The sequence below is a fragment of the Afipia sp. Root123D2 genome (genome assembly GCF_001425835.1).
GTDB lineage: Bacteria > Pseudomonadota > Alphaproteobacteria > Rhizobiales > Xanthobacteraceae > Afipia.
Genome location: NZ_LMDP01000002.1, coordinates 596616 through 611465, shown reverse-complemented (window position 1 = coordinate 611465; position 14850 = coordinate 596616). Strand labels below are relative to the sequence as shown.

Annotated in this window: 15 protein-coding genes and 1 pseudogene; 14 read left to right on the top strand and 2 right to left on the bottom strand. The window is 57.7% G+C overall.

Annotation, left to right across the window (positions count from 1 at the left end; all coding sequences use genetic code 11):
- Window positions 1-2 precede the first annotated feature (2 nt).
- The 10 genes from ASC80_RS12055 (at window position 3) to ASC80_RS12010 (ending at window position 10561) form a co-directional block, all read left to right on the top strand.
- A complete protein-coding gene (locus ASC80_RS12055; protein WP_056297195.1) occupies window positions 3-2105 on the top strand; it encodes a hydantoinase/oxoprolinase family protein in 2103 nt (700 codons plus the stop codon).
- Window positions 2086-3729: a hydantoinase B/oxoprolinase family protein gene (locus ASC80_RS12050; RefSeq protein WP_056297190.1), complete on the top strand. Its 1644-nt coding sequence runs from the start codon at window positions 2086-2088 to the stop codon at window positions 3727-3729. The genes ASC80_RS12055 and ASC80_RS12050 overlap by 20 nt, the downstream gene beginning before the upstream one ends.
- Window positions 3730-3742: 13 nt before the next feature.
- Window positions 3743-4492 carry an SDR family NAD(P)-dependent oxidoreductase gene (locus ASC80_RS12045; RefSeq protein ID WP_056297187.1) on the top strand — a complete coding sequence of 250 codons (750 nt, stop codon included), beginning with the start codon at window positions 3743-3745 and terminating at the stop codon, window positions 4490-4492.
- Window positions 4493-4564: 72 nt separating this feature from the next.
- Entirely contained in the window at window positions 4565-5317 is a 753-nt protein-coding gene (locus tag ASC80_RS12040; RefSeq protein ID WP_056298841.1) for an amino acid ABC transporter ATP-binding protein, read from the top strand.
- Window positions 5318-5690: 373 nt separating this feature from the next.
- A complete protein-coding gene (locus ASC80_RS12035) occupies window positions 5691-6641 on the top strand; it encodes a LysR substrate-binding domain-containing protein (RefSeq protein ID WP_244487256.1) in 951 nt (316 codons plus the stop codon).
- Between the two features lie 154 nt (window positions 6642-6795).
- Window positions 6796-8028 carry an ABC transporter substrate-binding protein gene (locus ASC80_RS12030; RefSeq protein ID WP_056298838.1) on the top strand — a complete coding sequence of 411 codons (1233 nt, stop codon included), beginning with the start codon at window positions 6796-6798 and terminating at the stop codon, window positions 8026-8028.
- 42 nt (window positions 8029-8070) lie between these two features.
- Window positions 8071-8454, top strand: a complete 384-nt coding sequence (locus tag ASC80_RS23100; RefSeq protein ID WP_082512536.1) for a cupin domain-containing protein — start codon at window positions 8071-8073, stop codon at window positions 8452-8454.
- Between the two features lie 6 nt (window positions 8455-8460).
- Window positions 8461-9102, top strand: coding sequence for an alpha/beta hydrolase family protein (locus ASC80_RS12020; RefSeq protein ID WP_056297177.1), 642 nt, complete (start codon window positions 8461-8463; stop codon window positions 9100-9102).
- A 585-nt stretch (window positions 9103-9687) separates the two neighbouring features.
- Window positions 9688-10035 (top strand): hypothetical protein, encoded by a 348-nt coding sequence (locus ASC80_RS23730; protein WP_156464369.1) that lies wholly within the window; start codon window positions 9688-9690, stop codon window positions 10033-10035.
- A gap of 244 nt (window positions 10036-10279) precedes the next feature.
- A complete protein-coding gene (locus ASC80_RS12010; protein ID WP_156464368.1) occupies window positions 10280-10561 on the top strand; it encodes an aldolase/citrate lyase family protein in 282 nt (93 codons plus the stop codon).
- 252 nt (window positions 10562-10813) lie between these two features.
- On the opposite strand, the gene ASC80_RS12005 is transcribed toward ASC80_RS12010, so the two are convergent.
- Window positions 10814-11878: a ketopantoate reductase family protein gene (locus ASC80_RS12005; protein WP_056297173.1), complete on the bottom strand. Its 1065-nt coding sequence runs from the start codon at window positions 11876-11878 to the stop codon at window positions 10814-10816.
- Between the two features lie 451 nt (window positions 11879-12329).
- Between ASC80_RS12005 and ASC80_RS12000 the strand changes: the two genes are divergently transcribed.
- The 4 genes and pseudogenes from ASC80_RS12000 to ASC80_RS11985 all read left to right on the top strand — a co-directional run bounded on the left by ASC80_RS12000 (window position 12330) and on the right by ASC80_RS11985 (window position 14211).
- Window positions 12330-12833 (top strand): YciE/YciF ferroxidase family protein, encoded by a 504-nt coding sequence (locus ASC80_RS12000; protein ID WP_056297170.1) that lies wholly within the window; start codon window positions 12330-12332, stop codon window positions 12831-12833.
- A 20-nt stretch (window positions 12834-12853) separates the two neighbouring features.
- The gene (locus tag ASC80_RS11995; RefSeq protein ID WP_056297168.1) at window positions 12854-13198 is read left to right on the top strand and encodes a CsbD family protein; all 345 of its coding nucleotides are present in this window, start codon (window positions 12854-12856) and stop codon (window positions 13196-13198) included.
- A gap of 120 nt (window positions 13199-13318) precedes the next feature.
- Window positions 13319-13630, top strand: a complete 312-nt coding sequence (locus tag ASC80_RS11990) for a polyhydroxyalkanoic acid system family protein (protein WP_056298830.1) — start codon at window positions 13319-13321, stop codon at window positions 13628-13630.
- A 130-nt stretch (window positions 13631-13760) separates the two neighbouring features.
- Window positions 13761-14211, top strand: a pseudogene (locus tag ASC80_RS11985) (low affinity iron permease family protein).
- A 105-nt stretch (window positions 14212-14316) separates the two neighbouring features.
- Here ASC80_RS11985 and ASC80_RS11980 read toward each other — a convergent pair.
- Entirely contained in the window at window positions 14317-14832 is a 516-nt protein-coding gene (locus tag ASC80_RS11980; RefSeq protein ID WP_056297165.1) for an ureidoglycolate lyase, read from the bottom strand.
- Window positions 14833-14850 lie beyond the last annotated feature (18 nt).

Below are 14850 nucleotides of genomic sequence, written 5' to 3'. Positions count from 1 at the left end.
GGATGACAAAGATGCAAGCGAGAGTCGGAGTGGATATTGGAGGCACGTTTACCGACGTGGCGCTGGAGTGTGCAAGCGGCCTCTCGACTTGCAAGGTGCTGACAAACTATCGGCAGCCGGAGCAAGCCATCCTCGAGGGGATCATCAAGGTCGTTCGCCAGGCTGGGCTTCGCCCCGGAGATATTACCCAAGTCATCCACGGTACGACCCTGGTCACGAACGCTCTGATCGAACGACGTGGCGCAAAGCTGGCGTTCATCACCACCGAGGGATTTCGGGATGTCGTCGAGATGCGTTCGGAGAACCGTTTCGAGCAATACGATCTCAACCTGAAGCTCCCGACGCCCCTTGTTGCGAGGCAGGATCGTTACACGTTGAAAGAGCGCATCGCCGCTGACGGTTCGATTCTTCTTCCACTGGATCTGGAGGAAGTGAAAGAGCTCGCGGCGCGGATCGTCGAGCGTGGCTACGAGGCCGTGGCCGTTGGATTGATGCACGCATATGCGAACGGCGAGCATGAACGGGAGATTGAGCGCGTCCTGAAAGCTGCGGCTCCGGACCTGTCGGTTTCGCTGTCGTCGGTCGTCTCACCCCAGATGAGGGAATTCGAGCGGTTCAATACCGTTATCGCAAACGCCTATGTTCGGCCGCAAGTCGCAAGTTATCTTAACAGGCTGGTGCAGCGGCTTCGAGACGCCGAGATTCCTGCTCAGGTCTTCATGATGCATTCCGGTGGCGGCTTGATTAGCGTCGAGACAGCCGCGGCACAACCGGTTCGCCTCCTGGAATCCGGACCCGCGGGGGGCGCCATCTTTGCTGCCCAGTACGCGAACACACACAGCATAGAAAAGGTTCTGTCGTTCGATATGGGAGGAACGACAGCGAAAATCTGTCTCATCGAAGATGGGGCGCCGAAAACCGCCAATAGCTTCGAAGTCGCGCGGACGTATCGCTTCAAGAAAGGCTCCGGCATGCCGGTTTCCACGCCGGTGGTGGAAATGGTTGAGATCGGTGCCGGAGGAGGATCGATTGCCACGGTTGACGCAATGGGGCGTATCCAGGTCGGTCCGCGATCCGCGGCATCCGAGCCGGGGCCTGCCTGCTATCAGCGAGGCGGCGAGGAGCCGACCGTAACAGACGCAAATCTGATCCTGGGACGGCTCGATCCGGACAATTTTGCTGGCGGCGATTTTCTGCTGTCAGTCTCAATGGCGGAGCGTGCGGTCGACGAGCGGTTGACGCATGTCGCCGGTGTCGCGCGGTCCGATGCGGCTTTCGGCATCACGGAGATCGTCGACGAAAACATGGCCAATGCGGCGCGGGCCCATACAATCGAGAATGGACGAGACGTCGAAGCTTTCACCATGGTCGCATTCGGAGGAGGTGCGCCTCTCCACGCTTGCCGGCAATGTGAAAAACTCGGCATCGGCTCTCTTCTTATCCCGCCTGGAGCCGGCGTCGGCTCGGCTATCGGCTTCCTCAGGGCGCCGTTCAGCTACGAGGCAACCCGTGGCTTCTTCCAACGCCTGTCCAACTTTAACATCGATGAGGTCAACGCGGTGATCGAGGATCTCGATCGTGAGGCGCGCTCGTTTGTCAGCGCCGCGGCTGGCGACGCTATCGTCACCACCAAGCTCGTCGCCTTTATGCGATATTCGGGGCAGGGTTGGGAAATTCCGGTTACGCTTCCTCACCGAACCTTCACTCTGTCGGACACTGACATGGTCAAGGGAGCCTTTGACGATGCCTATCGCAGGCTTTTCGGAAGGACGATCGACGGCCTCGCGATAGAGGTTGCGAACTGGTCTCTCACCGTCGCCACGACATTGAAGCCCATTGCCAAGGTCACGCGTCTGGCAGGCGCGAGGAAGGCTCCTGTCTCGAAGACAAGACACTTCTTCGATGCGGCGCTCCGACGTACGGTCGAGGCAGCGGAAGTTCAACGAAGCGATATGCTTCCGGGGACGAGGGCGATTGGGCCCGCCATCATCGTCGAAGACGAGACGTCGACTATCGTTACGGATGCGTTCGAGGCCATCGGCCAGCAGGACGGCAGCATCCTGCTAGTGAGGAAGGACCGTGCGAATGCCCAGCTCCGTCATTGATTTCCAGATAATGTGGAATCGTCTGATTGCCGTTGTCGAAGAGCAGGCGACGACACTCGTCCGCACTGCGTTTTCAACATCAGTCAGGGAGGCCGGCGATCTGTCGGCAGGTCTTTTCGACAGTCGTGGGCGCATGATAGCGCAGGCGGTGACGGGCACCCCGGGCCATGTCAACGCGATGGCGGAGAGCGTGGGCCATTTCATACGGGAGATCGGTCGGGAGAACATCTTTGAAGACGATGTCTACATCACCAACGATCCGTGGATGGGTACGGGACATCTCCACGATATCACGGTGGTTTCTCCGACCTTCCGCGGAGGAGTGCTCATAGGCTTGTTTGCGTGCACGGCGCACGTGGTCGATATCGGCGGTCGCGGGTTCGGGCCGGACGGCAACGACGTCTATGAAGAAGGCCTCCAGATTCCGATTATGAAGTTTGCGGACCGGGGCAACGTCTCGCAAACGCTCCTGAAGATTGTGCGCGCGAACGTGAGGGAGCCAGACCAGGTCGTCGGCGACCTGTACTCGCTTGCCGCTTGCAATGCGGCGGGCGACAAGCGCTTGCAGGAAATGCTCGACGAATTCGGGATCGCTGATATCGAGCGGCTCTCGGACTACATCATCGAAGTCAGTGGTGCGGCGACTCGGGAGGCGATCGCTCGTGTCCCTGCCGGAACGTACTTCAACACGATGGAGGTTGATGGTTATGATGCGCCGGTTCACATGGCGGTCCGGCTCACGATCGACGGCGAGAGCCTGAAGGCGGATTTCGCTGGGACGAGCGGGATGAGCAAGTTCGGAGTGAACGTTCCCGAGGTCTACACTCGCGCATACGCGTGCTATGGGCTCAAATGCGCTATCGCGCCAGACGTTCCGAATAATTATGGCTCGCTGGTACCGTTCGATATCGTCGCGCCGGAAGGTTGCATTCTGGCCGCGCGCCGGCCGGCGCCCGTCTCGATCCGGCACGTCCTGGGACATTTGGTGCCGGATGTTGTTCTGGGAGCGCTGTCGCAAGCCATGCCCACCATCGTGCCGGCCGAGGGTGCCAGCGCATTGTGGAATATCCAGATCTCCGCCAAACCGCTCGAGGGTCGCGAGGGACGCGCCACTCAGTTGCTCATGTTCAATTCCGGCGGCACAGGCGCGCGCCCGTCGATAGACGGTCTGAGCGCAACGGCCTTTCCATCGGGCGTCAAGACAATGAGCGTTGAGGCCACCGAACAGATCGGCCCGATCGTGGTCTGGCGCAAGGATCTGTGTGAAGGGTCCGGCGGGGCGGGAGAATTCCGGGGGGGACTCGGACAAACGATCGAGATCGAACCGTGCGAGGGCTATGAGTTTCATTTCAATGCGATGTTCGATCGCATCGAAAACCCGGCCCGAGGTCGTAGCGGAGGCGCTCCGGGAGCTGCGGGCTCCGTTCGATTGTCTGATGGAACGCAGCTCAAGGGAAAAGGGCGCCAGAAGGTAAGCGCCGGCCAGAGGCTGGTCCTGTCGTTGCCGGGCGGAGGTGGATTCGGAGACCCACGTAGGCGCGCGCGCGAGCAAATTCAGGCTGATTTGGTCGCCGGTTATATTTCGCGCGAGCAGGCCGCGTTGGAATATGGGCTGAAGGACTGAAGGGGAAATCACGATGAAAAAATCTATCGCACTTGTTACCGGCGCAGCGCAGGGAATTGGCCTCGCGTGCGCGGAAGCGCTGCTTGAGCAGGGCCACTTCGTGATCCTCAGCGATATCAATGCCGACCTCGTCAAAGCCGCTTCGCAGAAGCTTGGGAAGCAGACTGACTTTGTCGGTTGCGATATGAGTGATCCCAAGGCCATCAATTCGATGTTCGATGAGATCGAGACGAAGCACGGTGGGATTTCAGTTCTGGTCAACAATGCCGGCATTGCTATGCCGAAGCCATTTTTCGAGACCAGCGTGGAAGATTTCCGCAAGGTCATCGATATCAACCTCGTGGGGGTCTTCCTTGCGATACAGCGTGCAGCGAAATCGATGATTGCGAACAAGATCGAAGGCGCAATCGTCAACATGTCCTCAATCAATGCTGTTGTCGCAATTCCGACTATCGCATCCTACTGCGCCTCCAAGGGAGGGGTCATGCAGCTGACAAAAGCGACATCGCTTGCGCTGGCGCCTCATGGGATTCGCGTGAACGCGGTTGGACCGGGATCGATCGACACCGAAATGATGGCGGGAGTGAACGCAAACCCCGAGGCGATGAAGATGGTCATGTCGCGCACGCCGCTCCAGCGCATCGGATTGCCGCGAGAGATCGGAGACGTTGTTGCATTTCTTGCAAGCCCGAAGGCGAGCTACATCACGGGAGAGACGATTTACGTCGACGGTGGCCGACTTGGTATGAACTATACTTGTTAGCCTGCCGCGATACCCGATAGTCGGGGATCTTGTATGCTCGGGCGATCTTACATTTATGGAGGGATACGGGCCATGGCGCCGACTTCTGCTGCACCCGCAGTCGTCATCCGTAGTCTGAACAAGTTCTACGGTGGTTTTCACGCACTGAAGAACATAGATCTCATCGTCTCTCGTGGAGAGAAGATAGTGATTTGTGGCCCGTCTGGATCGGGTAAATCGACCCTGGTCCGATGCGTCAATCAGCTGGAAGAGCACGAATCCGGCGAGATCGAAATACTCGGCAGTCCTGTTCATGGGCGGTTACCGCACATCTCAGAGATTCGTCGCGACGTCGGAATGGTCTTTCAGAGTTTCAACCTGTTTCCGCATATGACTGTTCTTGAGAACTGCATTCTCGCGCCAACGATTGCTCGAAAGATGAGTGCTGCCGATGCAAAGGTTTTGGCGATGACGTACCTCGAGAAGGTGCATATCGCCAATCAGGCCCAGAAGTATCCGGGCCATCTTTCCGGTGGACAGCAGCAGCGTGTTGCGATCGCGCGAGCACTGTGCATGAAGCCACAAATTCTTCTTTTTGATGAGCCGACGTCAGCACTGGATCCGGAAATGGTTGGCGAAGTTCTCGAAGTCATGGAAGATCTCGCGCACGAAGGAATGACCATGCTTTGCGTGACCCATGAGATGGGCTTCGCCCGGAAGGTTGCTGATCGGGTCGTCTTCATGGATGGCGGTGAGATCATCGAAGAAAACTCACCCGAAGAATTTTTCGGTAATGCGCGGAATCCACGGGCACGCAGCTTCCTTCAGCGCGTCCTGGCTCACTAGGTCGTGTACGCCTAACGGATTCCGTTAGAGATCTGTCATTCAGTTCTGGAGGGGGCCTGATTGGATTGCTGCAGTCCGACGGATTTCACTGAAGGGTTATTCTATCTCTGCTGCCGAACAAGCCGCGCGGTGTCGCTCGTAAAGATGTCCTTATGCGGCCGTGAGGGTGGTGCCAAGCGCGCGCGCTGGCGCTCTAAGGAGGATGGCTGGTCTGCCCAGAAGAGCCTCGCACCCGAGCCAGCCTGCCCCGCACGACTGCGCTTTTGAATGCGGTCCTTACAGGCTTCACTTCCACTCGATAGGTCCAATATGCGACTTTGAAAAGTCGCATAAGTGGTAGTTATGAAGCGCTCTGATCAGAGGAGTACGCCTGGTGGGACCGAAAAAACTGATGGTCGGCAAGATTGAGCTACGACATCTTCGTTATTTTCTGGTCACTGTGGAGGAGATGCATTTCGGTCGTGCCGCCGAACGCCTGGGCATCGCCCAGCCAGGACTAAGCCAACAGATAATGGCTCTGGAAGAAATCGTCGGAACTCCTCTGTTCGATCGCAGGAAACGCGCTGTCCAATTGACGCTGGCTGGTGAGATTTTTGCGGGAGAGGCACGCAAGACCATCGCGCAATCGGAAATGGCTCTCCTCGCTGCACGGCAAGCGGGACGGGGTGAAGTCGGCCGGATTGCCGTTGGTTATGTCGGTTCAGCTGCCTACACCGGCATGCTCACAAGAGTAATCAATAAATTCCGTGATGATTACCCGGACGTCGAGCTGCAGATCTCCGAGATGGAGATGCTGGAACAGCTTAATCAGATCAGCGAAGGAAAACTGGATATCGGGTTTATTCGACCGCCCGTAACATTGCCGATCGGGATTGCGAGTGTCGAGGTGCTGCAGGAGCGTCTGCTGCTCGCGATACCGTCAACTCATGCGCTCGCGTCGCGAGAACGCGTCCCACTGGCCGCATTCAATTCCGATATTTTTATCACGCCGCGCCATCCACCGAAGGTCAGCTTCCATAAATATACGACTCAGGCTTGCCAGGCGGCCGGGTTCTTCCCTCGATTGGGGCCACAGGGGCGAGATTTCGTCACCATCACGAGTATGGTTTCGATTGGATTGGGGGTCGCATTGGTCCCTCAGTCCGTAAAGTGCATTCAACTGCCCGATGTCCGTTTCAAGCCAATTATCGGTAAGTCGATTTATGCCGAGTTGGCGGTGGCATTCCGCCGAAGTGAGCCTTCGCCTGCAGCACGAGCTTTTGCACAACACGCCCGGCGATTTGCGTCGCCAAACCTGCGACAGGCGCCGGATACGCGCGTCTGATAACTCAAACCTATCAAAAAATTCAAATCCACATATTGAAACAATTGAATCCGGCAGACGATACTGGTGCCCGGTTATTGGATGCCTCCGTAGTTGATTGGCTATGAAGTGGCTTAAGCAGGCGGCGTCAGACCGCAAGGGAAGGGAACAAGTTATGACAGGACGAATTGGCGAATTGGCCCGATGGCTTTCGCTTGTCGCATTCGGTGTCCTTTCAACTGCGGCAGCACATGCGCAGACGTCGAATGAAAAGCCGGTAAAAATCGGCGTGCTCGGCGACATGGCTGGCTACAACGCGGACATCTCCGGTAAAGGTGCCGTGGAAGCCGTGAAGATGGCCGTAGAAGACTTCGGCGGAAGCGTTCTCGGCCGACCGATTGAAGTGCTTTACGCCGACCATCAAAACAAGCCTGACATCGCGTCGAGTATCGCGCGCCGTTGGTACGACACTGAGGGTGTCGAAGTCATTACGGACTTGGTTGGGTCAGGAAACGCATTGGCCGTGATGTCCCTGGCCAACGAGCGAAAGAAGCTCGCGTTTCCGGTGAACGCGTCTTCGTCGGATATCAATGGAAAGTCCTGCAATCCATACACGTTGCAATACAACTTCGATTCGTACGCCTTGGCCAAGGCCACGACCAACGCGATTCTGAAGAAGGGTGGCGACAGCTGGTTCTTCGTGACAGCAGACTATGCGTTCGGTCACTCAACCCAGAAAGACGTTGAGGGATTTGTGAAAGCAGGTGGCGGAAAGTTGGTTGGAGCGGTAAGGCATCCAGCAGGAACCGCAGATTTCTCTTCTTTCATTTTGACTGCTCAGGGGTCGGGAGCAAAGGTCATTGCGCTCGCCAATGCGAGCAGCGACACGGTCAATTCGATCAGAACAGCCAGCGAGTACGGAGTCACTCAAGGCGGCAAGCAGACACTGGCCGGAATGCTTTTCTTTCTCTCGGACGCTCACGCTTTGGGGCTTAATCTGGCTCAGGGTCTGACCTTCACGACGTCATTCTATTGGGACATGAATGATGAAACGCGCGCCTGGTCAAAGCGGTATTTCGCGCGGGTGGGGAAGATGCCGACGATGGTGCATGCGGCAAATTATTCCGCGATCATCCACTATCTGAATAGTGTCAAGGCTACAGGGTCTCTCGATGCCGATCGCGTTATGGCTTCGATGAAGCAGATGCCGATCAACGACTTTTATACAAAAGGCGGAAAGATCAGGGATGATGGCCTTATGATTCACGATCTGTTTTTGATGCAGGTCAAGACTCCTCAGGAAAGCAAGTATCCCTGGGATTATTACAAGTTGATCTCCCGAGTTCCTGCGGCGGAGGCATTCCGGCCTTTAGAAGAAAGTCAGTGCTATCTGCTCAAGAAGAACTAGTTATCGGGCGAGCTCTGCTCGCCCACGTGGTACGGAGATAAAATGAGCGTTGAAAAATACCTGATCAAGGCTGGATCGGTGGCCGGCTATTCGCCGGCAAATCATCGGCACACGGTGAATTCCCGATTGATTGGTCGTGAAAACGTGGGCGCTCAAAACTTGGAGGTGGTGCTGGGTGTCATGGAGCGTGGTCCAGGAGCGCTCCCTCACGCTCATCCTGATCTTGAGCAGGTCTGCTATTTGCTGGAGGGTAGCGCGCACGTGACGGTCAATGATGCGGAGTTCGACCTGGGGCCGGGCGATTGCTGCTATTTCCCAGCGAAAGCAAAGCATTCGTTCGTTGTTACAAGTGAGGGTCTGACACGAGTGCTCGTCATATACTCTCCCCCGTACGAAGAGGATCCTCGCCGCGTCAGTCTTGATTAGGAGCGTATGACGACAAGTTTTCTGATTGACGGGCCAGAACAGGCAAAAATTACGATTCTTCTCGCGCATGGTGCGGGTGGGGCGATGGATTCCGCCTCGATGACCGCACTCGCGAAAGCTCTGGCTGACTCCGGCTTTCGTGTCGCGCGCTTCGAGTTTGGCTATATGGCCGGGCGTCGAATATCGGGCAGCCGGAAGCCACCACCGCGCGTGGCCATGCTCTTGCCGGAATATATGGCTGCGATTGAAGTGCTCGACCGGAAGGGTCCGCTGATTATCGGTGGAAAATCGATGGGCGGTCGCGTTGCAAGTATGATCAGCGATGAGCTTGCTTCGGCTGGTCAGATTGCCGGTCTTCTTTGCCTTGGCTATCCATTCCATCCACCGGGCAAACCGGACCAGCTGCGCACCGCGCACCTCGCCGAAATGCGAACGCCAACTCTGATTGTGCAGGGATCGCGAGATCCGTTCGGCAATCGTGAAGAGGTTTCATCGTACGCGCTGTCGAGGAAGATCGAAATTCTCTGGCTCGAAGATGGCGATCACGACTTGAAGCCACGAAAATCCGTATCCGGATATTCGGCGGCGGATCATTTGAAGACTCTTGGTGAGACGGTCTCATCCTGGGCCGGGAAGATAGTTCGCTGATTCCCGTTTCGCTCGTCGTGACGACTACCGCAGCGGCATAGGCGGCCGGGGAGCGCTGGCGTCGCCGGGTTGCGGCGGAAGTTGAGCTGGCGCAGGCGGCGGGACGTAGGCGTCATGCTGTACGGAGCCTCGCCGATATGTCTGCTCTTGCCGATAGGCCGGTGGCGGAGCGGGCGCTATGGCGCGCGGCGGAGCCGCGGCTGGTGTTGAAGCACGCTGGGGCCGCGGCGGCGGAGCCGGCTTCGAGGACTTCGCGGGGAGCTTCCGGCGCGCTTCGTGTTCCGTGACTTTCGCGACATCGCGGCTCAGTTGTTGCTGACCGGTTTGCAGCTCCTCTACTGTTTTCCTTAACGAAGCGATTTCGTTCGCCATCGATTCTATCGACTGCGCAAGTTCCGGTGGAATCGCGGCCTGCGCCGGAACAGTCTCCACCGCTTGCGTAGAAGGCGCTGCCGCAGGTTCTGCTGGCGTTGCGGGTGCCGCGTCAGCGGCTTGTTGCGCGGGCGCGGGATCGGCAGCCCGTTCCGGATGAGGTGCGGTGGCTTGTGCGTTGGCAGTGTCCTGTGGGTCGGCTGCGTTGGCATTTTGCGCTGGAGCCGAGATGCCGGCGAGAAGCTGTGGCACAAGGTCCGAAAGCTGCCGCTTGGCTTCCTGACCATAGAAGTGCCAAGCCGCAGCCGCGGCAATGCCAATGCAGACGACGAACAGTACGACACGGCGACCGGTACTCGCGGATGTCGTCGGAATGCGAATGTCGCCGATGTTATCATTCGTGACGTGGAGCGGCGGCTCGCCAGGCGTTTCGCTGGCTGCTTCGGGCACCGCCGCAGGCGTGACATTGAGATCAGCCGGTTTATGCGCGACGCGCGGTGCCAGATCGCGGAGCTGCGCCACGATGGCGTCGTGCGGGTCGGTTTGCGGGTCAGCGTATGACAATCTGAATGGCTCCGTGATGGTGCGATGCGCGATGCGCGGCAATCGTTCCGCTCCATCCGAATGCACAGGAGGCATCGCGCTTTGACCATAGCAAGGCGGCACGATGAAAGTTGTGAGGCAGCGGAACCGGCATTATCGCGGGCACCCGGCGCAACGCGGATGTTTGGTTGGATCGTTGCCCGACACGCGCTTCGCTGTCCGCTCCATATCCAAATCTTTGCTGAATCCGAAAGGACGCCCCGTGGACCTGCCCGTCAATACCTTCAAGCGTGCCATCATGGCCGGCCAACAACAGATCGGCTTCTGGACAGCCCTGGCGGGCCCCACCGCCGCGGAAATCCTCGCCGGCTCCGGCTTCGATTGGCTGCTGCTCGACGGCGAACATGCGCCCAACGACGTAGCCAGCATTCTGGCCCAGATGCAGGCGATGATGGAAGATTCGACGCAGCCGGTGGTTCGCGTGCGAGGCGCTCGCGCGCCGCTACATGGCGGCAGGTTGCGTTTATACGGCCGTTGGAATTGACACCGGCCTGTTCGCACGCACCAGCGAGGCGATCGCCCGCAGGTTCAAGGCCTGAGCAAGTTTTTCAACTGAAGGGACTGCTCCACCTGGTCCGCTTCGGGCGCAGAGTCCTGACCGGCAACGTCAGGAGCAAAAAGCAAAGCAGAAAGACGCCCGATACGCCGGCGTCAAACCTTCAGATCGCTTCATGCCTGAGGCAAATGCGATCTGCGCTGTATTGGCGATGGCAAAAGACGGCGGACATGCGAGCTGTTACAGCGCGCCGGATCCACCCGTCACGATCTTCTCGTTCAGTTTCTGATCGACGATCTGCACCGTGCGGTCGATATCGGCATTTGGCATGCCGAGCTGATGCGAAATCAACTTCACCAGCAGGTCGACCCGCTCGATGAAGGGCGCTCCGCTGGCCACCGCGCGGGCTGCCGACGACGGCTTGAGAAGGCTTTCCGCCGCTTTGGCGTATTTTGCAAAAGGCACCTGATCCTGTGGATCGGCTCCCAGACGCCGAGCGACAGCATCGACGTGATCATAGATCGACTGTGAGAGTTTCAGGTCACCATGCACGGCTTCGCGGATCGGCTGGGGATCGGTCGGCGTGATGCAGCGATAATTCCCGGTCAGTAGCATCGACCATTTCGCAAGCGGGACGAACAGCGAGTCGAACACCTTGAGCTTTACCGGCACGTCATGGCCATCCAGTTTTACGGCATCGATGTCCGCTTCCAGCTCGCGAAGCAGCCGGTTATGGGCTTCATCCGCAAATATCGAGGCTTTGAAATTTGTCGGCAGGCCGACGTGCAGGACATTCGCGGCTTCTTCGGGCGGACGGAAAGCCTGCGGGTCCGGCGAGCACAGCGTCACCAGTCCCGGCTTGAACCGTTCCCATACCTGGGCATTGGTATAGGCCTCCTCGAGGTCCATACCCGACAATCCCTCGATCCGCTTGAGATAGGGAAGGGGCGGCATGTTCATGATCGAAAGACAAGGCAGGTTCGCCTCGGCGATCTTGACCATCAGAACCCGGATCGTATGGTTGGTGTATTGCGGCTCCTGCATTGCAAGAGCAACGAGATCGTAACGGGAAAGATCGACCTTATCGGGTGAGGTCGCGTCCAGTTTCCCGGGCAGATCGCGCGAAAAGATCGATCGGTGTGTCGGCTCGTCACGCAGCTTGATGCGAACTTCGGTGCCGTCGCGGTTGATGAGCTCGGCAGTGTTCTTCCGGCAAACAAGGGTCACGTTGTGACCGGCCATCAGCAGCTTCGTTGCCAGCAGCGAGCCATACGAGGCTCCAAGAATCAGAACATTGCGTGCCATGCTCACTCATCCACAAATTATACTTTGGCGCCTCAACTCACGTTGGGCCGGGAACATCCGTCACATCAGAAGTCCCGCCTGAGCGAAGGAAGGGCGCAGGCCAGACCCCTTACATCACAGGGGGATAGCTCCTTGGGACAAGGAACGCCCGTATCTACCGCAAGTCGATAAACATCACAATATGAAGGTTCCTGCCTCTATTTGTCCCGGGGCGCTGCACGGACCGGTGCCACCAAGGGCTGTATTTCAGGACATTCTGGAGACCCGCGTCGTCTCCGGCAATTAAGGTCGCCGCTTCACGCCCGCGATTGTCTGCTCCATGGATCGATGTCTCTGCGCGCCAGCCGTAGAAAGGCTCCGCCTTATTTTGCGGTCTACGGAACGCAATGTATTTCCGGCACTTGTTACTTCGGATCGCCGAAATGTCGGTGAGATCACGTCAGGAGCGGATATGGCCAAGAAGCCCAAATTACTCAGCGATCTTTTCCATGAGAAGCTGAAGGATGTCTATTTTGCTGAAAAGAAGATTCTGACCACGCTGCCGAAGATGGCCAAGTCTGCCCAGTCGCGGGAATTGAAGGCCGCTTTCAATAAACATCTCAAGGAGACGCGCGGTCAGGTCAAGCGGCTGGAAAGTGTTTTCAAGATTCTTGGCAAACCGCCGCGAGCCAAAAAGTGCGAGGCGATCATGGGTATCACCAAGGAAGGTGCCGAGATCATGGCCGACTTCAAGAATATGCCCGCGCTCGACGCGGGACTGTTGGCTGCAGCGCAGGCTGTCGAGCACTATGAGATGTCGCGTTATGGCACTTTGAGGACGTGGGCCAACGAACTCGGTATGCGTGATGTCGCAGCGCTGCTTGAAGCAACGTTGAAAGAGGAAAGGGCGACCGACGAGGCTCTCACCAGGCTCGCGAAATCCGTCATCAACATCGAAGCCGAAGCCGAACTGTAATTTCTTTGAAGGACGGACAAATGGATAAAGATCGTATCGTGGGGACGACCCAGAACATCGCGGGCAAGGTGCAGGCGGAGGCTGGCCGCCTTGCTGGCAGCGCGTCAAATCAAGCCGAGGGGCTGGTTCGAGAGGCCGTTGGCGCAGCGCAGGATATCTACGGACAGACCAAGGACAATGTCCGCGAGATCGGTGAAGCTGCCAGCGGAATGGCTCGCGACGTTTATCGGGACGGCAGCGATGCCGTAGCCGGGCGCGTGAAAGACAACCCGCTGGGGGCATTGCTGATGGCGGGTGCCTTCGGCTTCGCGCTCGGAATGATGCTGGCGCGTCCAGCACCCCGCCGACGGCGCTATTTATTATAATATCCTAATAATGATATCCTAAATAACGGAGCGTAAAAAAGCTTGATGACTTATCGTCGTCCGGCTTTTTCCAGTTCGAACGGCTCGAACGGAGCTGTCGCTGCCGCACAGGTGAATATCTTGGTTCAGCCTTTGATCGTTTCAATTCCTCACAAGCTCGGCAAGGATGAAGCCATCCGTCGAATGAAGGACGGCCTTTCAACTGTGAACACCAAATACGCCCACCTCCTGCAGGTGAACGAGGAGGTGTGGAGTGGCGATCGTTTGGCATTTCAGATCACGGCCATGCGTCAGCAGGCGAGCGGAACGATCGATGTTACCGATGATCATGTTCGGCTGGAGGTGACGCTACCTTGGCTGCTCGCTGGAATTGCGCACGGCGCTCAAGCCATGATCCGCGAGCGTGGTTTGCGTATGCTCGAAAAGAAGTGAGAATCCGCCTTGGAGCGGCCTGTTTTTGGAATAAGCGGAACAGGTTTTCCCGCAGAGCAGGGAACCCAAATGCTTCAGCGACATTAATGTGCACTACGGCCTAGCCGGAACATCCTGTGAGCGATGAAAAATGGCGTCTCAAAAGGCCGCCACCGGCCTGAATTCCTTGTTTGGCGAAATCGCAAATCGGACCTCCCAGGCTGCTGGCCGCGCCGCAACGTTTATCGTGGCCGCCAGCGTCGTTTTGGTCTGGGCGATTTTCCGGCCCGATATTCCATTATTCAGACACGTGGCAGTTGGTCATCAACACCGGAACGACCATCGTAACGTTCCTGATGGTCTTTCTCATTCAGAACTCGCAAAATCGGGATAGTGCAGCGATTCAGCTCAAGCTTGATGAACTGATCCGCGTCAGCACCGTGCAGAATTCCTTTGTAGGGATCGAACACCTCACGGATGATGAGCTTGAGGAAATTCGTGAGAAGTGCGAAAGGCGCGCCGCCACCAGTAAAAGAGGAGATACTCCCATCAAGCTGGCTGAGGAAAATGCGGAGCGCGCTGCGGATAATGCCGTCGAATGAAGGCTGGTTACTTCGTTCGGCACGAGGTTGCGCCGTGTCGTCGGACGATTGATGTTGAGTTTCCTTGCTGAAAGCTCAAGGCAGCGGAGAGTCGCCGTCGCGGTCTTATGCCTGAATCGTTAGGCCATGGTCCGGGGCAAGCCAGAACTCCTCGCAGTCGCGCGCGTCGCCGGTTTCCCACATCGTCATGGTCATCACGGCGGTGTCGTCGAGAGCGATCATTGGCGCGTGCCAAACACCCGCGCCATAACAGATCGCCTGTGTCGCGGTGCCGATGAAGGCGAGCGCGTGTGAGGTATCCGGTTTTCCGGCCGGATCGGCTGGTGCGACGATGACGAGATATCGTGAGCAACGCATCGGAGTAAAAATCTGACAGGACAACGGATGCCGTTCGAGGCAATCGACCGTAAACGGCAGTTCGGATTTCGCGACCCGGTACAGATCGATCACGGGCTTTGTGCCAGCGGCGTGAGCGAGATCGCGCGTTCCGCCGATACGCTGCGCACGGCCCTGGTTGACCAGGCGTCCGGTCTTGTCGCCGACCTCGATGACCGAGCCGAACGGTGCGAATTGCTCGGCAGACAGCGGTTGGGCTTGGATCGTGCGTCGATTGGCGGACATGATCGCGATCCTGCTGAC